The organism is Streptomyces sp. NPDC043861 (assembly GCF_056435905.1).
The window spans coordinates 202,731-221,744 of sequence record NZ_JBWKDP010000009.1 but is presented as its reverse complement, the minus strand read 5'-3'; the positions used below and the strand labels follow the sequence as shown (position 1 = coordinate 221,744).

General features: G+C 70.6%; 17 protein-coding genes and 1 pseudogene. 8 read left to right on the top strand and 10 right to left on the bottom strand.

The features are described 5' to 3' along the window. Positions 1–88: 88 nt before the first annotated feature. Together AC068D_RS21900 and AC068D_RS21895 are read left to right on the top strand one after the other, a co-directional pair. Positions 89–2,476 carry a ribonucleoside-diphosphate reductase subunit alpha gene (locus tag AC068D_RS21900; RefSeq protein WP_478824701.1) on the top strand — a complete coding sequence of 796 codons (2,388 nt, stop codon included), beginning with the start codon at positions 89–91 and terminating at the stop codon, positions 2,474–2,476. Continuing rightward, positions 2,476–3,516 carry a ribonucleotide-diphosphate reductase subunit beta gene (locus AC068D_RS21895; protein ID WP_478824700.1) on the top strand — a complete coding sequence of 347 codons (1,041 nt, stop codon included), beginning with the start codon at positions 2,476–2,478 and terminating at the stop codon, positions 3,514–3,516. The genes AC068D_RS21900 and AC068D_RS21895 overlap by 1 nt, the downstream gene beginning before the upstream one ends. A gap of 267 nt (positions 3,517–3,783) precedes the next feature. On the opposite strand, the gene def is transcribed toward AC068D_RS21895, so the two are convergent. The 8 genes and pseudogenes from def to AC068D_RS21855 all read right to left on the bottom strand — a co-directional run bounded on the left by def (position 3,784) and on the right by AC068D_RS21855 (position 11,586). Then, a complete protein-coding gene (def, locus tag AC068D_RS21890; protein ID WP_478824699.1) occupies positions 3,784–4,413 on the bottom strand; it encodes a peptide deformylase in 630 nt (209 codons plus the stop codon). 67 nt (positions 4,414–4,480) lie between these two features. Beyond that, positions 4,481–5,461 carry a tetratricopeptide repeat protein gene (locus tag AC068D_RS21885; protein ID WP_478824698.1) on the bottom strand — a complete coding sequence of 327 codons (981 nt, stop codon included), beginning with the start codon at positions 5,459–5,461 and terminating at the stop codon, positions 4,481–4,483. Positions 5,462–5,647: 186 nt separating this feature from the next. Beyond that, complete coding sequence (locus AC068D_RS21880; protein ID WP_478824697.1) at positions 5,648–6,907, bottom strand: HD-GYP domain-containing protein; 1,260 nt, start codon at positions 6,905–6,907, stop codon at positions 5,648–5,650. Positions 6,908–7,239: 332 nt separating this feature from the next. Then, a pseudogene (locus AC068D_RS21875) lies at positions 7,240–8,556 on the bottom strand (HD-GYP domain-containing protein); the annotation flags it as partial. Positions 8,557–8,882: 326 nt separating this feature from the next. Further along, a complete protein-coding gene (rsrA, locus tag AC068D_RS21870; protein WP_478824696.1) occupies positions 8,883–9,203 on the bottom strand; it encodes a mycothiol system anti-sigma-R factor in 321 nt (106 codons plus the stop codon). Continuing rightward, the gene (locus AC068D_RS21865; RefSeq protein WP_478824695.1) at positions 9,200–9,847 is read right to left on the bottom strand and encodes a sigma-70 family RNA polymerase sigma factor; all 648 of its coding nucleotides are present in this window, start codon (positions 9,845–9,847) and stop codon (positions 9,200–9,202) included. The genes rsrA and AC068D_RS21865 overlap by 4 nt, the downstream gene beginning before the upstream one ends. A gap of 254 nt (positions 9,848–10,101) precedes the next feature. Further along, positions 10,102–10,737 carry an alpha/beta hydrolase family protein gene (locus tag AC068D_RS21860; RefSeq protein WP_478824694.1) on the bottom strand — a complete coding sequence of 212 codons (636 nt, stop codon included), beginning with the start codon at positions 10,735–10,737 and terminating at the stop codon, positions 10,102–10,104. Between the two features lie 33 nt (positions 10,738–10,770). After that, positions 10,771–11,586 carry an SOS response-associated peptidase gene (locus AC068D_RS21855; RefSeq protein WP_478824693.1) on the bottom strand — a complete coding sequence of 272 codons (816 nt, stop codon included), beginning with the start codon at positions 11,584–11,586 and terminating at the stop codon, positions 10,771–10,773. Positions 11,587–11,635: 49 nt separating this feature from the next. Here AC068D_RS21855 and AC068D_RS21850 point away from each other — a divergent pair, with 49 nt between their 5' ends. From AC068D_RS21850 to AC068D_RS21835, 4 genes are all read left to right on the top strand, one after another. After that, the gene (locus tag AC068D_RS21850; protein ID WP_478824692.1) at positions 11,636–12,328 is read left to right on the top strand and encodes a M50 family metallopeptidase; all 693 of its coding nucleotides are present in this window, start codon (positions 11,636–11,638) and stop codon (positions 12,326–12,328) included. Positions 12,329–12,453: 125 nt separating this feature from the next. Next, a complete protein-coding gene (gene aroA / locus AC068D_RS21845; RefSeq protein WP_478824691.1) occupies positions 12,454–13,794 on the top strand; it encodes a 3-phosphoshikimate 1-carboxyvinyltransferase in 1,341 nt (446 codons plus the stop codon). 15 nt (positions 13,795–13,809) lie between these two features. Then, positions 13,810–14,820: a ribosome small subunit-dependent GTPase A gene (gene rsgA, locus AC068D_RS21840; protein WP_478824690.1), complete on the top strand. Its 1,011-nt coding sequence runs from the start codon at positions 13,810–13,812 to the stop codon at positions 14,818–14,820. A 148-nt stretch (positions 14,821–14,968) separates the two neighbouring features. Beyond that, on the top strand, positions 14,969–15,292 hold the full coding sequence (locus AC068D_RS21835) for a DMT family transporter (protein ID WP_478824689.1): 324 nt from the start codon (positions 14,969–14,971) through the stop codon (positions 15,290–15,292). On the opposite strand, the gene AC068D_RS21830 is transcribed toward AC068D_RS21835, so the two are convergent. After that, positions 15,258–15,884, bottom strand: a complete 627-nt coding sequence (locus tag AC068D_RS21830) for a TetR/AcrR family transcriptional regulator (RefSeq protein ID WP_478824688.1) — start codon at positions 15,882–15,884, stop codon at positions 15,258–15,260. The two genes, AC068D_RS21835 and AC068D_RS21830, sit on opposite strands and share 35 nt — an antisense overlap. Before the next feature lie 173 nt (positions 15,885–16,057). Between AC068D_RS21830 and hisN the strand changes: the two genes are divergently transcribed. Further along, positions 16,058–16,858 carry a histidinol-phosphatase gene (hisN, locus tag AC068D_RS21825; RefSeq protein WP_478824687.1) on the top strand — a complete coding sequence of 267 codons (801 nt, stop codon included), beginning with the start codon at positions 16,058–16,060 and terminating at the stop codon, positions 16,856–16,858. A gap of 142 nt (positions 16,859–17,000) precedes the next feature. Beyond that, positions 17,001–17,408, top strand: a complete 408-nt coding sequence (locus AC068D_RS21820; protein ID WP_478824686.1) for a CBS domain-containing protein — start codon at positions 17,001–17,003, stop codon at positions 17,406–17,408. An 81-nt stretch (positions 17,409–17,489) separates the two neighbouring features. Here AC068D_RS21820 and AC068D_RS21815 read toward each other — a convergent pair whose 3' ends face one another. Further along, the gene (locus AC068D_RS21815; protein ID WP_478824802.1) at positions 17,490–18,968 is read right to left on the bottom strand and encodes a catalase; all 1,479 of its coding nucleotides are present in this window, start codon (positions 18,966–18,968) and stop codon (positions 17,490–17,492) included. Positions 18,969–19,014 lie beyond the last annotated feature (46 nt).

Here is a 19,014-nt window from a genome sequence, read left to right as displayed (position 1 = left end):
CGGTGGACGCGGTGCACCCTGCCCCCGGGCGAGTGCGCCCGTGCCCCGTGCCCCCGCCGGCCCCGAGCCGAGCGAGGGAGAGCACCCTGTGACCATCGCGCCGCCCGATCCTGCTTCAACGCAGTCCGCCGATGGGCCAGGTACCGCGCTGCTGCGCATCCTGACCGACCTCACCGCCGATCTCCCCGACACGGACCCCGGCCGCGTCGCCGCGGCCGCCCTCCGCGGCCGCCACGCGGGCTCGGACGAGGCCGAGTTGCGCGAACTCGCGACCGAGGCCGCCGCTGGGCTGATCTCCGAGGACCCGGCCTACTCGCGCCTCGCGGCCCGGCTGCTCACCCGCACGATCGCGGAGGAGGCGGCCACACAGGGGGCGGTCGCCTTCTCCGACTCCATCGCCGTCGGGCACCGCGAGGGCCTGATCGCGGACCGCACGGCCGCGTTCGTGCAGACGCACGCCGCGCGCCTCGACGCGCTGATCGACCCTGCCGCCGACGACCGCTTCGGGTACTTCGGCCTGCGCACCCTCTTCAGCCGCTACCTCCTCCGGCACCCGATCACCCGCAAGGTCATCGAGACCCCGCAGCAGTTCATGCTGCGTGTCGCCGCCGGCCTCGCCGAGGACGAGTCGCCCAGGGCTCTCGACGAAGTCGCCGCGCTGTACGGGCTGATGAGCCGGCTCGACTACCTGCCGTCCTCCCCCACCCTCTTCAACTCCGGTACCCGCCACCCCCAGATGTCGTCCTGCTATCTGCTGGACTCCCCGCTGGACGAGCTGGACTCGATCTACGACCGCTACCACCAGGTGGCGCGGCTCTCCAAGCACGCGGGTGGCATCGGTCTCTCGTACTCCCGTATCCGCTCGCGCGGTTCGCTCATCCGCGGCACCAACGGCCACTCCAACGGCATCGTGCCGTTCCTGCGCACGCTGGACTCCTCCGTCGCCGCGGTCAACCAGGGCGGTCGCCGCAAGGGCGCGGCCTGTGTCTACCTGGAGACCTGGCACGCGGACATCGAGGAGTTCCTGGAGCTGCGCGACAACACGGGTGAGGAGGCGCGGCGTACGCACAACCTCAACCTGGCGCACTGGATCCCGGACGAGTTCATGCGCAGGGTGAACGAGGACGCCGACTGGTCGCTCTTCTCGCCCGCCGACGTCCCCGAGCTGGTCGACCTCTGGGGCGACGAGTTCGACGCCGCCTACCGCAAGGCGGAGGAGGCGGGCCTCGCCCGCAGGACCATCCCGGCCCGCGACCTGTACGGCCGCATGATGCGTACGCTCGCCCAGACCGGCAACGGCTGGATGACGTTCAAGGACGCCTCGAACCGCACCGCGAACCAGACCGCTGAGCCCGGCACCGTCGTCCACTCCTCCAATCTCTGCACCGAGATCATCGAGGTGACGAACGACGGCGAGACCGCTGTCTGCAACCTCGGATCCGTCAACCTCGGCGCGTTCGTCACCGACGGCGGCACCGGTGCGGACGCCATCGACTGGGAGCGGCTCGACGCCACCGTCCGCACGGCCGTGACCTTCCTGGACCGGGTCGTCGACATCAACTTCTACCCGACCGAGCAGGCCGGCCGCTCCAACGCCAAGTGGCGTCCGGTGGGCCTCGGCGCCATGGGCCTGCAGGACGTGTTCTTCAAGCTGCGGATGCCCTTCGACTCCGCCGAGGCGCAGGCACTGTCGACCCGGATCGCCGAGCGGATCATGCTGGCGGCGTACGAGGCGTCCTGCGACCTGGCCGAGCGCAACGGCCCGCTGCCCGCCTGGGAGCAGACCCGTACGGCGCGCGGTGTGCTGCACCCGGATCACTACGGCACAGCCGTGGAGCTCAACTGGCCGGAGCGCTGGGCCGCGCTGCGTTCCCGGATCGCCACGACCGGGATGCGCAACTCCCTCCTGCTCGCCATCGCGCCGACCGCGACCATCGCGTCGATCGCGGGTGTGTACGAGTGCATCGAGCCGCAGGTCTCCAACCTCTTCAAGCGCGAGACGCTCTCGGGTGAGTTCCTCCAGGTCAACTCCTATCTGGTGGACGAACTGAAGAAGCTGGGCGTGTGGGACGCGCAGACCCGTGAGGCGCTGCGCGAATCCAGCGGCTCGGTTCAGGGCCTCAACTGGATCCCGGCGGACGTACGGGCGCTGTACCGCACGGCGTGGGAGATCCCGCAGCGCGGCCTGATCGACATGGCAGCGGCACGCACCCCGTTCCTGGACCAGTCGCAGTCGCTGAACCTCTTCCTGGAGACGCCGACCATCGGCAAGCTCAGCTCCATGTACGCGTACGCCTGGAAGCAGGGCCTGAAGACGACGTACTACCTGCGCTCCCGCCCGGCGACCCGCATCGCGCGCGCCGCGTCCGCAACCGCCGCCACCACCGCCCCCATTCCCGCACAGCAGGCGGCGCCCGACGCCGACGCCATCGCCTGCTCGCTCGAGAACCCCGAGTCCTGCGAGGCCTGCCAGTAATGCCCACCGAAGCCACCACCGTCAAGAACCTGCTCGACCCCGGCTTCGAGCTGACCCTCCGTCCGATGCGCTACCCGGACTTCTACGAGCGCTACCGGGACGCCATCAAGAACACCTGGACGGTCGAGGAGGTCGACCTCCACTCCGACGTCGCCGATCTGGCCAAGCTCTCCCCCGGCGAGCAGCACCTGATCGGCCGTCTGGTCGCCTTCTTCGCGACCGGCGACTCCATCGTCGCGAACAACCTGGTGCTGACGCTCTACAAGCACATCAACTCCCCCGAGGCGCGGCTGTATCTGTCGCGGCAGCTCTTCGAGGAGGCCGTGCACGTCCAGTTCTATCTGACCCTGCTGGACACCTACCTCCCGAACCCGGAGGACCGCACGGCCGCTTTCGCTGCCGTCGAGAACATTCCCTCGATCCGCGAGAAGGCCGAGTTCTGCTTCAAGTGGATGGCCGCCCTCGACGGGGAAGGGGGGGTGGAGAAGATCGACCGCCTGGAGACCAAGGCGGACCGCAGGCGCTTCCTGCTCAACCTGATCTGCTTCGCCGCCTGCATCGAGGGCCTGTTCTTCTACGGGGCGTTCGCGTACGTCTACTGGTTCCGTTCGCGCGGTCTGCTGCACGGTCTGGCGACCGGCACCAACTGGGTGTTCCGGGACGAGACCATGCACATGAACTTCGCCTTCGAGGTCGTGGACACGGTCCGCAAGGAGGAGCCGGAGCTCTTCGACGACGAACTCCAGCAGCAGGTCACCGACATGCTGAAGGAGGCCGTCGAGGCGGAGCTGCAGTTCGGCCGCGACCTGTGCGGTGACGGCCTGCCGGGCATGAACACCGAGTCGATGCGCGAGTATCTGGAGTGCGTCGCCGACCAGCGGCTCACCCGGCTCGGCTTCGCCCCGGTCTACGGCTCGCAGAACCCGTTCTCCTTCATGGAGCTCCAGGGCGTCCAGGAACTGACGAACTTCTTCGAGCGCCGGCCTTCGGCGTATCAGGTCGCCGTCGAGGGCTCGGTCGACCTGGACGAGGACTTCTGACCTTCCGGCCGGACGCGTACGGCAGGGGCCCGGACCGGGGTACGGTCCGGGCCCCTGCCCGTTGCGGTGCCCGGCGGGGCGGGCGCGGCAGCCGTGGCGCCGGCCGGTCGCGGTGCACCACCCGTCGACCGCAGGCAGCAGCCGGCGCACGCATCCGCAGTCCCGGGAACCGGTCCGGCCGGGCCCGGACCCGGTCTCATGGCCACAACGACAGCGCCCCGCACCGGAAACGGTGCGGGGCGCGGCCACCGGCGGTCCGCCGGAACGTCAGTCGTTCGGCACGGTCTCGTAGCGCGGCGTGCCCTCGGCCATCTGCTTCAGGGCGTCCTTGCGGTCCCTCTTCGACAGCCGGTCGATGTACAGATAGCCGTACAGGTGGTCCGTCTCGTGCTGCAGGCAGCGCGCGAAGTACCCGGTGCCGCGCACCTTGATCGGCTTCCCCTCGGCGTCCTGCCCGTGCACCTCGGCGTAGTCCGGGCGGGCCAGCGACGCGTACGCCGTCGGGACGGACAGACAGCCCTCGTTCGAGTCGTCGAGCACACGGTGCTCGGGCGGCAGTTCCTGGAGCACGGGGTTGCAGACGACGCCTGTGTGGCGCACACCCTCGTCGTCGGGGCAGTCGTAGACGAAGACCTTCAGATCGACACCGATCTGGTTGGCGGCCAGGCCCACGCCCTCCGCCGTCCGCTGGCTGGCGAACATGTCGTCGATCAGCGCCGCGAGCTTGTCGTCGAACTCGGTGACGTCCTTGCACTCCTTGTGGAGCACCGGGTTGCCCACGACGGTGATGGGACGGGACGTGCCGCGCTCGCGGTACGCCCGCTCACGCTCCTCGCAGTCCTCCGTATCGACGACGAAGCCGTCGTTGATCTGCTCGTCCGTCTCCTGCTGCGCCATTCCGCCGTAAGCCTTCCTGAAAACCCGGTCTCGATGTCCCGTACAGCCTACGGCCCAGCCGGAGTGGTCAGCAGACTTCCTCGAGATCCCGCCACTCACGGCTGTCCGGGCTGTCCGCGACCCAGCCGTCGAGCAGCCCCTGCACCAGTGCGGCGGGCGCCGCGATGCCGCACTCGCGCTCCGGCACCCACAGGTCCCCGGCCGTGCGGTGACCCAGCGGACCGGGGTGACCGGGTTCACTGTGGTCGTGCGGATCGAGGTGCTCACCGTCGCCCTCGGCGCTCGGCATCACGCTCTCCGAGCACGCCCGGCAGAGCAGCCGTACCGACGACGACCAGTCCTCGGCGGCGAAACCGGCGTCGGCCGCGAGCTGCTCCAGCGCGTCCCGGTCCTCCTCGGAGGCGGCCTCCAGCAGTACCACCCAGGTGGGGACGGGCGAGGGTGCCCAGAGCTCGATCTCGTCGAAGACGGGGAAGCTGTGGCCGGCGGCGGTGGTGCGCTCGCCGTGCGGCACACCGTCGTGCAGCACGACCTCGCCCCAGCGCCGACCGGACGAAGGCAGCGGAATGGACAGCACCTCTATCCGGGCCGGGTCGAGCCTTCGGCCCCACACGACCTCGGCCTCGCCCTCCGGCGACAGCCGTACGGCGGCGCTTCCCAGCTCCATGCCGAGGGGTTCACCACTGGCGGCCGCCTCACCGGGCACCTTCAGCCCGTACGCCTGCCAGGAGCGGCGGGCCAGTGGCCAGTCCTGCAGGGCGGTGGCGGCGATGCCGACGTTCCACCAGTCGGGGGCGCCGGTCTCCTTGTCGAGGAGTGCGACGGCGCGCAGGCCTGCGGCGCGCGCCTGCTCCCAGTCGTGCCGGAACTTGTGCAGCAGTGCCAGATTGAACCAGGACTCCGAGAGCCAGGGCTCCAGGTCCGCTGCGCGGGTCAGCAGCGCTCCCGCGTCCTCGTACCGGCCGTCACCGATCAGCGTGAACGCGCGGTCGGTGGCCTGCCGCCAAGAGGCGGAGGGCCGATGCCGTACCTTCCCGAAGATCCTCACGATTCCCGCCTGCCGGTCGCTCGGGTCACTTCCCCCGACACATTGCCTGTCTGTGTCTTTGTTGGCTGTCTCTTGTATCTGCCTTCAATCGCATCCAACCATGCCCGGTCGGACGCTCGCTCATTACCCATGGGTTACCCAGACGGGGAGGGGGCCAGACCGGCCGTCCGTCTCCCGCCGGTGGCCTCAGCGCAGGCCCTGCGGGCCGAGCCGGTCCCGGGTCAGCACGCGGGCGAGCGACTCCACGACCTCCGGCTGATGGTCCTGGGCGGTTCCGAGGCGCAGTCGCTCCAGGGCGTCCAGGGCTTCCAGGCCCTGTCCGGCACGGTGACCGGTGAGATCGTCGTATGCATTGACCGTGCGGACGATCCGGGCGGGGAGCGGCTGTTCACGGTACGGATCCGCCTGCCGCTCGACTATCACCGCGACGGCCGCCGGCACCCCGGTCTGGCGGACCACGGCGCCGCCCAGCAGGGCGATTCTTCGCTGCTCGGCCGTGGGAAGCCAAGCGGTGGCACCCTCCGGGACGGGGTCGACGAGGGAGAGCTGCCCGACGTCGTGCATCAGCGCTGCGTACTCCAGAACGGTCAGCTCGGCTTCGGAGAGGCCGAGCTCACGCCCGACGGCGGTGCTGAGCGCCGCGACGCGGTGAGCGTGGCCGTGAGGGGTGTAACCGGCTATCTCGGTGGCCCGGGCGAGCGAGGCGACCGTCTGGCGGCAGGTCGCCCGGATCGCCGCGCACCGGCGGAACGCGAGCTGGGTCAGGAGCAGCGGTATGCAGAACACCGGTAACGCCCACAGCCCCGCGACGGCCACGGCGAGCGCCATCACGGCCCCGGTCGCGCAGACCGCCGAGCCAATGCCGAGGAGCGAGCGCAGCTCGTCGCGGAGCAGAGGACCGTACGGATAGCGGGTGCGGGCGCGCAGCATCAGTGCGGCGAGCACGGCGTCGCAGAGTGCCGTGAGCAGGAGCAGCAGCAGGAGGTAGAGCGCGTGGTACGGGCCCTCGCCGACCCGTTCGGCCAACTCGCCCGAGTTGTGGAGCGGTTGGAAGCAGGCCGCGGCAAAGGCGACGGTGAGCACGCGGCGGGCCGCAAGATCGGCCGCGGGCCCGTCGCCACGGGCGACATGCGGTACGGCACCGGCGAGTGCGCCGGCGACGACGACCGCCACGACCTGGAGAACACCGTGCGTCGTGGCCCGCCCTGCGTTCTCACCCAGCAACGCGTACGCCAGCGCCCCGGCCGCCCCGACGGGCGCAGGCTCACGCTCCCCCGGTGGTGCGCCCCGGCGGGCGAGCTCCCCCACCGCGATGAGCGCCCCGAAAGCGAGGGCGGTCCCGGGGTCCTCGATCCCGTTTCCCAGGGCGCCGACGAGTCCGGCCCCCGCGAGCGCCGCGGCAGCGCCGTACACGACTGCGACGGTGAGCGGGACGGGTCGCCTCATCCGTGCCGCCTCTCCGCGATGCCACGGCCGTTCCGGGCCGTGGCAACGGCTTCGACCATCCGCCGTACCCTCCCGGTGGCGGCCGTGGAGACGCCGGGGGCCGTCAGGGCCGTGGCCGGCCCGCCAGCCTGCCCACCGGGGCCGTCGGTCCTTCCGCGCGCACCCCCGCGACCCGTTCGCCCGCCGGGGCCCGTCGTGTCCGGACGACCGCCCAGGAGCGGCTCCGGCCCGGGCATCCCCCCGGCCGACGCAGGACCTGTCGCCGGCGGGGGAACAGTGGCCGACTCGGCACCCGTGGCGGATGCAGCACCCGTGGCCGGCGCGGCGGCGTGTGCCGGACCGCCGCCTGCGCCGGGCGACGAGGGTCCGTCCGCGGAGACCTCCGCCTGCCAGCCATGGCGCGACAGGCCACGGACAAGGGCTCGGACCATCCGGGGGTCGAACTGCGTGCCCGCGCACCGCTCCAGTTCCTCGACCGCCGCTGCGACCGGACGGGCCCGCCGGTACGAGCGGGTCGATGTCATCGCGTCGAAGGCGTCGGCAACAGCCACGACGCGGGCGGACTCGGGGATCCGGCTGCCGGCGAGACCGTACGGGTAGCCGCTGCCGTCGAGCCGTTCGTGGTGGTGCAGGATCGCCGCCCTGGCCTCCCCCAGGAAGCCGATGCCACGCACCATCTCGTGCCCGTACTCCGGGTGGAGCTCGATGAGCCGGCGTTCCTCGGGTGTGAGGGGCCCGTCCTTGCGCAGCACCCGCGTGGGCACGCCCATTTTGCCGACGTCGTGCAGGGCCCCGGCGAAGCGGAGGGCCTCCTGGCGTCCCTCGTCCATGCCAAGCTCGCGTGCGATCAGCACCGAGGCCCGTCCCACGCGCTCGCTGTGCCCACGGGTGTACCTGTCCTTGATGCCGACCGCGTGCACGAGCGCGCGGATGGTGGACCGATGGGCGTTCTGTTCGCGGTGGTACTGCGCGAAGACCCAGCAGGAGATGTACATCGGCAGCAGGACGAGCATCGCGGAGACGGGGCCGTAGGGGCTTCGCCACAGCACCGCCATCATCAGTCCGACCGGCCCGTGCAGGGCGTGCGGGGCGAGCGAGCGCGGCAACAGCCCTCCCCATGCCGCCCTCGGGGGCAGCTGTTCGGCCGTGGCCAGGATGGCCCCGTCGAGCGCTGCGAGCACCAGACAGAACGCCAGCACGGCGGCCCCTGCGGGCAGCATCACGCGGGGAAAGACGGGCGTGGTGCCGAGCCCGCCGCACAGCACGGCCGCCCAGGACGCGGCCCAGGCGGCCAGAGCGAGTTGAGCAGCGCGCCACAGTCTGCGCACGCCCCCCGGTCTCCGGTCCACCGGGGCGACGAGCGCACCGGGCACGGCGGCCAGCGCCGCCGCAGCGGGCGGCAGCAGCAGCGCTGCTGCGAGCAGCACGGGGAAGAACGATCCGGCAGCCGTCGGTGGCGCCGCGCCCGAGGTCCGCCCGGCGGACCGACCCCGGCCCGGTAGCTCGCACACCGCGTAGATCCCGGCAAGCAGTGCGATCTCACCCCAGGGGACAGGGACACCGGGGAGCGCCACGGGGAACACGCATGCGCCGGCGCACACCACGGTACAAAGAACCAGAACACGCGCCCCGCGCGGAATGCCTCTCACCCGCCCTCAGCCCTCCTCGGCCGCCCCAGGGGGCTCCCAAGCCCCTCAGGGCCCCCCAAATCGACCGTCAGGCTAACGAGTTGAACGTTGGACGGTGGTCTGGAACGACCGATTAGCACCATCGAGTGACGGACAGGTGTCCGCGGGCGTACGCCAGGGCACCGAGCCGGGCTCCATCCGGCCGCGCCGGGGGCACACCCCGTGGGAACGCGCCTCGGGCGCCTGCCCGAGCACCGGCCGACGCACCACCAGCACACCCGCAGCGCACGCAGAGGGGGCGCACCTTCCGGTGCGCCCCCTCGTGCCGTCCGTCCCGCAGCAGGCGGTTACTCCGCAGCCGCGCTCGGCAGATCCGCTCCTGCCGCCGTCACATCGTGCTCCGGCACGGCCTCGCCCGCCCTGATCAGCTCGATCCGGCCCATGACCTTGGCCCGCAGATCGACGGGCACGTCGTCATGGCCGCAGCAGCGCTTGACGAGTTTCTTCACCGCCTGCTCCAGCCCGTACTTCTCGAGGCACGGGGAGCACTCCTCGAAGTGGACCTCGAACTTGGTGCAGTCGGCATCGGGCATTTCGCGGTCGAGGAACTCGTACAGGTGATCGAGTACCTCTGCACAATCCGTCTCGTGCGGCTCTCCGCAGCTCATGAGCCCGAGCCCTTCCGATCGTTCGTCGACTCCCCGGCGCCCGCGGGCACCAGCCCGCGCTCACGGGCGTAGTCCTCGAGCATTCCGCGCAACTGGCGGCGGCCCCGGTGCAGTCGGGACATCACCGTACCGATGGGCGTTCCCATGATGTCCGCGATCTCCTTGTAGGCAAAGCCCTCCACGTCCGCCAGATAGACGGCGATACGGAACTCCTCGGGGATCGCCTGCAGGGCTTCCTTCACATCCGAGTCCGGCAGGTGGTCGAGGGCCTGGGACTCGGCGGAGCGCAGGCCGGTCGACATGTGCGACTCGGCACGGGCCAGCTGCCAGTCCTCGATCTCCTCGGCCGCACTGCGCTGGGGCTCGCGCTGCTTCTTGCGGTACGAGTTGATGAAGGTGTTCGTCAGAATGCGGTACAGCCAGGCCTTGAGGTTGGTGCCTTCGCGGAACTGGTGGAACGAGCCGTACGCCTTGGCGTACGTCTCCTGTACGAGATCCTCGGCATCGGCCGGATTGCGCGTCATGCGCAACGCGGCCGAGTACATCTGGTCGAGGTAGCCGAGGGCATCCCGCTCGAATCGTGCGTTGCGCTCGGCGGCCGTCTCGTCCGTGCGGCCGTCGTCGGTCCCAGTGACCGGACCCACCTCCTCCAACGCCGTGGCGAGACCGAGACCGGACCCGCTCGAATCGGAGGATAGACGACCAACCGCTCCGCCCGCCGCCCGAACCGGGGTCGTCCTGGGTGCGGACAGCACCGTCCAGTCCAGGTCAGCGGCCTGCGACCTGCTCGGGCAGATGGTCGAACCCATGCGACGGACTCCCTCTCCACTTCGTGTGCTGACGCCCGTCACAACAGCGGTCCCGCCCGCGACTATTCCCGCCCCCCGTCCCCGCCCCGTCAGCTCAGCGAGGTGATCCACTTCCGCACGCCCTCGACGGCCACGGCCAGCGCCTCCTCCTGGGTCGACGCCGCCCGCTTGGGCACGGAGAGCCCGTGGTCCGCGGAGTCGACCCCGATCAGCTCGTAATCGCCCTCGGGGAACTCCTCCGGCCTCCCGAACGGGTCGTTGCCGCCCTGGACGACGAGTACGGGCACTCCCGCCCCGAGCAACTCGTCGGCCCGTGACTTCTCCGGTCTGCCCGGCGGGTGCAGGGGGAAGCTCAGCGCGAGTACGGCGTGGGCACCCAGCTCACCGGCGGTACGGCAGGCCACACGTGCACCGGCGCTGCGCCCGCCCGCGACGATCGGCAGACCCTGCCTCTCCAGCGCCGGCCACAGTCCGCGCCAGCCGGTGTCCAGGGTCTTCGGTGCGGGCGCGACCCGTTTGCCCGCCACCCGCCACGGCTGCTCCACGAGGGCGACGGTCACCCCGGCACCGGGCAGGCCGGCGGCGAGCGCCTGCAGATCACGCGCCTCGATGCCGCCCCCCGCCCCATGGCTCACGGCCAGCACGAGGCGGGCCCTGCCGGTGGCCGGGTGCCAGGTGATGCGGGCGTCTCCCGCCGGTGTCTCGACGATCTCGCTCTGTGTCACGTCAGCAGTGTCACACCACGCGTCCCCGAAGTGTCAGAAGAGGGTGCCGACCTCGGGAGCCTCCAGCTCCTCCAGCAGCTCGGGGCCGTTGTTGCGGACATTGGAGACGGCAGTGCTCACGGGATAGGCGCGCATCAGGCCCGACGGCGGCGGTGCGAGCAGGGCGCGCAGCTGGTCGGCGTCCGTACGGGCCGGGTCGAGCCATGCGTCCCAGCGGTCCTCGGTGAGCATCAGCGGCATCCGGGGGTGGATGTCGGAGAGAGAGTTCGGGCCCTGGGCGGGCGCGACCGCCAGCGGGGCCGTCTCCGCCTCCGTCGTGATCACCGAGCAGGTGACCCACCAGGACTGGGGATGGTCGTCGGGCAGCGTCCGGTCGCGCCAGAACTCGTACAGACCGGCCATCGCGAAGACCGAGCCGTCGGCGGGGGTGACGAAGTACGGCTGCTTCCGCGGCCGCTTCTTCCTGCCCTGGACCTCCAGTTCCCGCTCCTCGGTGCCGGTGACCCACTCGTAGTAGCCGTCGGCGGGCACGATGCAGCGGCGGGCGAGGAAGGGCCTGCGGAACGAGGGCTTCTCATGGACGGTCTCCGCGCGCGCGTTGATCATCCGGGCGGCGCCCTCGGGGTTCTTGGCGAAGGACGGGACGAGTCCCCATCTGAGTTTGCGCAGCTGGCGAACCGGACGTCGGTCGTCCGCGTCCTTCAGAGGACGTTCGAGTACCGCGTAGACCTCTTTCGTGGGGGCCACGTTCCAGTCGGGTGCCAGGGCCTCCGCCGGTTCCCACTTCTCGATCTGGAAGAGTCCGGTGAGGTCCTCGGGCCTGCGACTCGCTGCATACCGTCCGCACATAAGTGCCACACTGCCACGACCCCGACCCTCCCGAGGAGCCACCCCGGAAATGGCCACCACCGAAGTTCTCGGCACCCAGCCGGCACCCGACCAGTGGCTGGTCATAGCAACGGCCGCGCTCGCCCTCGTCGCGGTCGTCCCGCAGCTGCTCTGGCGGCTGTCCCGCAATGCGATCACCATCGCCCACGAGGGCGGGCACGGCCTGATGGCTCTGGTCACCGGCCGTCGCCTCGACGGCATCCGCCTCCACTCCGACACCAGCGGCCTCACCGTCAGCCGTGGCAAGCCGACCGGTCTCGGCATGATCCTCACGGCGGCCGCGGGCTACACCGCCCCGCCCCTGCTCGGCCTCGGCGGGGCGTGGCTGCTCGCCGCGCATCGCATCACGCTGCTGCTCTGGGTGGCGACCGCGCTGCTGATCGCCATGCTGGTGATGATCCGCAACGCGTACGGGGCGCTCACCGTGATCCTCACCGGCGCTGCCTTCCTTCTCGTCTCCTGGTTCACCGGTCCGGCGGTGCAGGCCGGCTTCGCCTATGCCGCCGTGTGGTTCCTGCTGCTCGGCGGTGTGCGGCCGGCCTTCGAGCTCCAGGCGAAGCGGCGCCACGGCGGGGCGCCCGACTCGGACGCCGACCAGCTGGCGCGGCTGACCCATGTACCGCCCGCGATGTGGCTCTTCCTCTTCCACGCCGTGTCCCTGTGCTCCCTGATCGGCGGCGGCCGCTGGCTGCTCGGTCTGTGACCCGCCGCAGCCGGGCCGGGGCTGCGGCTCACCCCGCTCCTCGGCCCTGACCGGCCGCGGAGCGCTCCGGTCCGCGCGGGACCGGGGAACAGCCGGGGTGCTCCCGGCCCACTAAAGTGATGGCCATGACCGACAGCCCCGTGCACCCCGACCCCTGGCCCGCCCCGCATGCGAGCGGACCCGTCGACGCGACGGTCGTCGTGCCCGGTTCCAAGTCGGTCACCAACCGCGGACTGGTCCTCGCCGCACTGGCCGCCGAGCCGGGCTGGCTGCGCCGCCCGCTGCGCTCCCGCGACACCCTGTTGATGGCCGAGGCGCTGCGGGCCATGGGCGTGGGCATCGAGGAGCAGGTCTCCTCCAGCTCCACCGCCACCGGTGGCCCCGACAGCGGTGAGGCCTGGCGGATCATCCCGGCCGGGCTGCACGGTCCCGCCACGGTCGATGTCGGCAACGCCGGTACGGTGATGCGCTTCCTGCCGCCGGTCGCCGCCCTCGCCGACGGTCCCGTCCGCTTCGACGGCGACCCCCGCTCGTACGAGCGTCCGCTCGGCGGCGTGATCAACGGTCTTCGTGCACTGGGTGCCCGGATCGACGACGACGGGCGCGGCGCACTGCCCATGACCGTGCACGGCGGCGGAGCGCTGGACGGCGGCCGGGTCGAGATCGACGCCTCGTCGTCCTCCCAGTTCGTGTCCGCCCTGCTGCTCTCCGCCCCCCGCTTCAACCAGGGTGTGGAGGTTCGGCATGTGGGCTCCCGGCTGCCGTCGCTGCCGCACATCCGGATGACCGTCGACATGCTCCGTACGGTCGGGGCACAGGTCGACGAGCCGGAGACCGGCGGCGAGCCGAACATGTGGCGGGTGCGTTCCGGCGCTCTGCTCGGCCGCGATCTGACCGTCGAGCCCGACCTGTCCAACGCCCAGCCGTTCCTGGCGGCGGCGCTGGTGACGGGTGGCCGGGTCACCGTTCCCGACTGGCCCGAGCACACCACCCAGCCCGGTGACGCACTGCGGGAGATCTTCACCGCGATGGGCGGTTCCTGCGAGCTCACCGACTCCGGGCTGACCTTCACGGGCACCGGCCGGATCCATGGCATCGACGTCGACCTCGGTGAGGTCGGTGAGCTGACTCCGGGCATCGCCGCGGTCGCCGCCCTCGCCGACTCGCCCTCGACCCTGCGCGGGGTCGCGCATCTGCGCCTCCACGAGACCGACCGGCTCGCCGCGCTCACCAAGGAGATCAACGAGCTGGGCGGCGATGTGACCGAGACCGAGGACGGTCTGCACATCCGGCCGCGCCCGCTGAACGGCGGTGTGTTCCACACCTACGACGACCACCGGATGGCCACGGCCGGATCGATCATCGGTCTCGCCGTCGAAGGTGTGGAGATCGAGAACGTGGCGACGACCGCCAAAACCCTTCCCGACTTCCCGAGGATGTGGACCGACATGCTCGCGGGCAACTGAGCGGGGACGCAGGAGATGCGCCGCTACGGCAAGCACACGGACGAGGACGACATCCGCCAGCGCCCCAACCCCAAGGGCAACCGTCCCCGTACCTCCATCCGCCCCAAGCACGAGGACGCGGCGGAGGGCATGGTCCTGACCGTCGACCGCGGCAGGCTCACCTGCCTGGTGGACGACCGTCCCGTGCTGGCGATGAAGGCCCGCGAACTGGGCCGCAAGGCGGCCGTGGTCGGTGACCGGGTCGAGTTGGTCGGCGACCTGTCCGGGAAGAAGGACACGCTCGCCCGCATCGTCCGCATCGGGAAGCGCTCCTCCGTGCTGCGGCGCACGGCCGACGACGACGATCCCTACGAGCGCGTCGTCGTCGCGAACGCCGACCAGCTGGCCATTGTGACGGCACTCGCCGATCCCGAACCGCGGCCCCGGCTGATCGACCGCTGTCTGGTCGCCGCGTACGACGGCGGGCTGGAGCCTCTGCTGGTGCTGACCAAGTCGGATCTCGCCCCGCCCGAGAAACTGCTGGAGCTGTACGGCGCGCTGGACATCCCCCATGTCGTGACATCGCGCGAGGAGCTGTACGGGGGTGACGCGGCGGACCGCGTGCGCGAGCACATCGGCGGCCGCATCACCGCCTTCGTCGGGCACTCGGGAGTCGGCAAGACCACGCTGGTCAACGCCTTGGTCCCGGAAGACCGCCGTCGTAACACGGGCCATGTCAACGCGGTCACGGGCCGCGGCCGGCACACCACGACATCGGCACTCGCACTACCGCTCGCGGGCGCCGGGGGCTGGGTGATCGACACCCCTGGTGTGCGGTCCTTCGGGCTCCACCACGTCGATCCGTCGCGGGTCATTCTCGCCTTCCCCGACCTGGTGCCGGGCACGGAGACCTGCCCTCGGGCCTGCTCGCACGACGAGCAGGACTGCGCACTCGACGACTGGGTGGCCCAGGGAAACGCCGACCCGGCGCGTCTCTACTCACTGCGGCGGCTGCTGGCCACGCGCGAACGTCACGAAGGCGACTGACACAGGACTGGCGGCCCGCGGCCGAGAGGGCCCGGCCGGACGACGCGCCAGCCAACCGGACCGTGGACGTTTGCCGACGACCACGACTGGTAAGTGCATACTCGCACCAAGTGAGACGAAGCAGTCACCGACGCGGGAGGCACTCACGATGGCGTGGCTGCTCGTAGTGGTCGCAGGGCTCCTGGAGACGGGGTTCGCGGTCTGCCTGAAGCTGTCGCACGGGTTTACGCGCCTCTGGCCCACCATCGCCTTCGCCGTCTTCGCCCTGGGCAGCTTCGGCCTGCTCACGCTCTCGCTGCGGAAGCTCGACGTCGGTCCCGCGTACGCGGTGTGGACGGGGATCGGCGCCGCCGGCACCGCGATCTACGGGATGATCTTCCTCGACGAAATCGCCTCGGTCCTGAAGATCGTCTCGATCTCTCTGGTGGTCGCCGGGGTCATCGGCCTGCAGCTCTCGGGCTCGAGCCACTGACGGCACTGCGGACCAGCTGGGCAACCCCTTCGGACGGCGGCGCGACGAGACACGAGAGCGCAAGCCGTACGGCGAGCTCGCAGCGATGTGCGAGGTCGGCCGCCTCTTCCTTGGTACGGCTTCTGGCACTCTGCTCGAACGCGGCGACCGAGCGGTCCCGCACCGCGGCCGCCAGATCGGCGGGCGCGGGATGTCCGGCGTCCGCGCGCCGCTGCGCGGGCACCCCGGACCCGGGGCCGGGGCGCGCGGCACGCGGGACCGGCAGCCGCTCGCCCCAGCAGCCGGTGAGCAGGGCACGCAGGAGCGGCCTCGCCCGCGCCTCGCCCACCGTCCACTCGGCGACCGACACCAGCCGCTCGGCGCAGGCCGCTGCGCGGTCCCCGAGCAGTCGGTCCACGCCGTGGAGGTATGCGTCGGCCTCCCGTCGCACGAGTGCGCGGGCGAGACCGTCCTTGCTGCCGAACTCGTTGTAGAGGGTCTGCCGTGACACCCCGGCCGTGGAGGCGACATCGATCATCCGGACCCCGGACCAGGGCAGGCCTGCGAGTGCGGTGAGAGCGGCGTTCAGAAGTGCTTCTCGCGCAGTGGGCATCGTCGCCTCCTGGGCGGGCCTCCCGGCCCCCTTTGCGGCTCTGTGCTCAGAGTTGACGGACGGCCACTCGCTGTCAAGAGGCCCTGCGGACCGGCCGGTTCCTCATCAGGGGCCGGCCACCGACCCCGGTGGCCGGGAAATCGCCCGCCCCACCCGGCGATAGAGTTTCGACCATGGCCGACTATCACGATGATCTGCGTCTCGCCCATGTCCTCGCGGACGCCGCCGACGCGGCGACGATGGACCGGTTCAAGGCGCTCGACCTCAAGGTCGAGACCAAGCCGGACATGACCCCGGTGAGCGAAGCGGACAAAGCGGCCGAGGAGCTGATCCGGTCCCAGCTCCAGCGCGCCAGACCTCGGGACGCGATCCTCGGCGAGGAGTACGGCATCGAGGGCACCGGTCCGCGGCGCTGGGTCATCGACCCGATCGACGGCACGAAGAACTACGTCCGTGGCGTGCCGGTGTGGGCGACGCTGATCTCCCTCATGGAGGCCGGCGAGGGTGGCTACCAGCCGGTCGTCGGCGTGGTCTCGGCACCGGCGCTGGGCCGCCGCTGGTGGGCTGCCAAGGGTGCCGGTGCGTACACCGGCCGCAGTCTGTCGTCGGCGACCCGACTGAGCGTTTCCAAGGTCTCGGAGCTCTCCGACGCCTCCTTCGCGTACTCCTCGCTGAGCGGCTGGGAGGAACGGGGCCGGCTCGACGGCTTCCTGGATCTGACCCGCGAGGTCTGGCGCACACGTGCATACGGCGACTTCTGGCCGTACATGATGGTCGCCGAGGGTTCGGTGGACATCTGCGCCGAGCCGGAGCTGTCCCTCTGGGACATGGCGGCGACCGCGATCGTCGTCCAGGAGGCGGGCGGCACCTTCACCGGCCTGGACGGCACCCCCGGACCGCACAGCGGCAATGCGGCCGCGTCGAACGGGCTGCTGCACGAGGAACTGCTCGGCTATCTCAACCAGCGCTATTGACCTGTACGCCCCGGGCGCCCCCGATGGGCTGCGCACTCCCCCTTGTTGACTTCGCGAATCACTGCGACTCTGAGAGTCCCCCCACTTGTGAACTTGTGAATCAGTTCTCGTTGAACGGTTCACCAAGGAGGTGGCTCCATCCATGCTCGTCCGTGACGCCATGAGCACGGTGGTCCTCACCATCGGCCCGGCACACACCATCCGGCAGGCCGCCCGGCTGATGGCCGCACGCCACGTCGGCGCGGCCGTCGTCCTCGACCCCGACACCAGTGGTCTCGGCATCCTCACCGAGCGCGACATACTGAACTCGCTCGCCGCCGGCCAGGACCCCGACCATGAAACCGCCGGCATCCACACCACCACCGACGTCGTCTTCGCGGCGCCTTCCTGGACGCTGGAGGAGGCAGCCGAGGCCATGACGCATGGTGGCTTCCGCCATCTCATCGTGCTCGACGGCGCCGGACCTGTCGGCATCGTCTCCGTACGCGACATCATCCGCTGCTGGACACCGACCCGTCACCGCGCGGCGGCGACCACGGTCGCAGGGTAGGCGGGCGACGCGCATACGAGAGGGCCGGAACCCCTTGGGTGCCGGCCCTCTCACCGCGACAAGCGGTCCAGTGCTGGAGTATCAGCCGCGCAGGACCTGGACCGCGGCCTCCAGCCGCTTGCCGAAGTCTCCGTCTGCCCGACGGAAGTTGTCGATCGCACGCTCGGCGATGTCGTCACGCGAGACCTTGGCGATGAAGCCCGCCAGGTTCTCGATCAGACGGCCCTTCTCGTCCTCGGACATCAACCGGTAGAGGTTGCCCGCCTGGACGAAGTCGTCGTCCTCGGCGTGCACCGGGGCGACATGGTTGCCCGTACCGCCGGACACGGCGGTCGGCTGCCACAGCGCCCTGTCCGTCTGGAAGGGCCCGCCGAAGCTGTTCGGCTCGTAGTTCTTGGCACCCTTGTGGCGCCCGTCGTACAGGAAGCCGTCACGGGAGTTGGTGCGCGCCTCGGTGGCGTGCGGACGGTTCACCGGCAGGTGATCGGCGTTGATGCCGACGCGGTAGCGGTGGGCGTCGCCGTACGCGAAGAGACGGCCCTGGAGCATCTTGTCCGGAGAGGGACCGATACCCGGCACGAAGTGCGCGGGACTGAAGATCGACTGCTCGACCTCCGCGAAGATGTTCTCCGGGTTGCGGTTGAGCTCCAGCTTGCCGATCTCGATCGGCGGGTAGTCCTCGTGCGGCCACACCTTGGTGAGGTCGAACGGGTTGAAGCGGTAGTCCGCCGCCTCGGCCGCCGGCATGATCTGCACCTGCACGGTCCAGGTCGGGAAGTCGCCGCGCTCGATGGCCTCGCGCAGATCGCGCTGGTGGCTGTCGGGGTCGACACCCGAGAGGCGGTTGGCCTCGTCCGTGGTGAGGGTCCTGATGCCCTGGTCCGTCTTGAAGTGGTACTTGACCCAGAAGACCTCGCCCGCCTCGTTGTTCCACTGGAACGTGTGCGAGCCGTAGCCGTTCATGTGGCGGTACGAGGCGGGAATGCCACGGTCGCCGAAGAGCCAGGTCACCTGGTGCGTCGACTCCGGGCTCAGCCCCCAGAAGTCCCAGACGTTGTCCGCCTCCTGGGAGCCCGTGTAAGGGTCGCGCTTCTGCGTGTGGATGAAGTCGGGGAACTTGATGGCGTCTTTGATGAAGAACACCGGGGTGTTGTTGCCGACGAGGTCGTAATTGCCCTCCTCGGTGTAGAACTTCAGCGCAAAGCCGCGTGGGTCGCGGACCGCATCGGCGGCACCGAGGTTGCCCGCGACGGTGGAGAAGCGGAGGAAGGTCTCGGTCTGCTTGCCGACCTCGGAGAGAAACGTCGCGCGGGTGTACCCGGTGACGTCCGCGGTCACCGTGAACGTGCCGTAGGCCCCGGCACCGCGCGCATGGACGACACGCTCCGGGATGCGCTCCCGGTTGAAGTGCGCGAGCTTCTCGAGCAGCAACTGGTCCTGAACGAGAACCGGACCGCCGGCACCCGCGGTCTCGCTGTTCCGGTTGTCGGCGACCGGTGCACCGGCCTCTGTGGTGAGCGGCCCCTGGGTCACGTACGCCTCCTGCGTGTACTGCGCCATCGATCCCTTGGCGAATGTCATGCCGATCCTATAATGGACAAAGTCC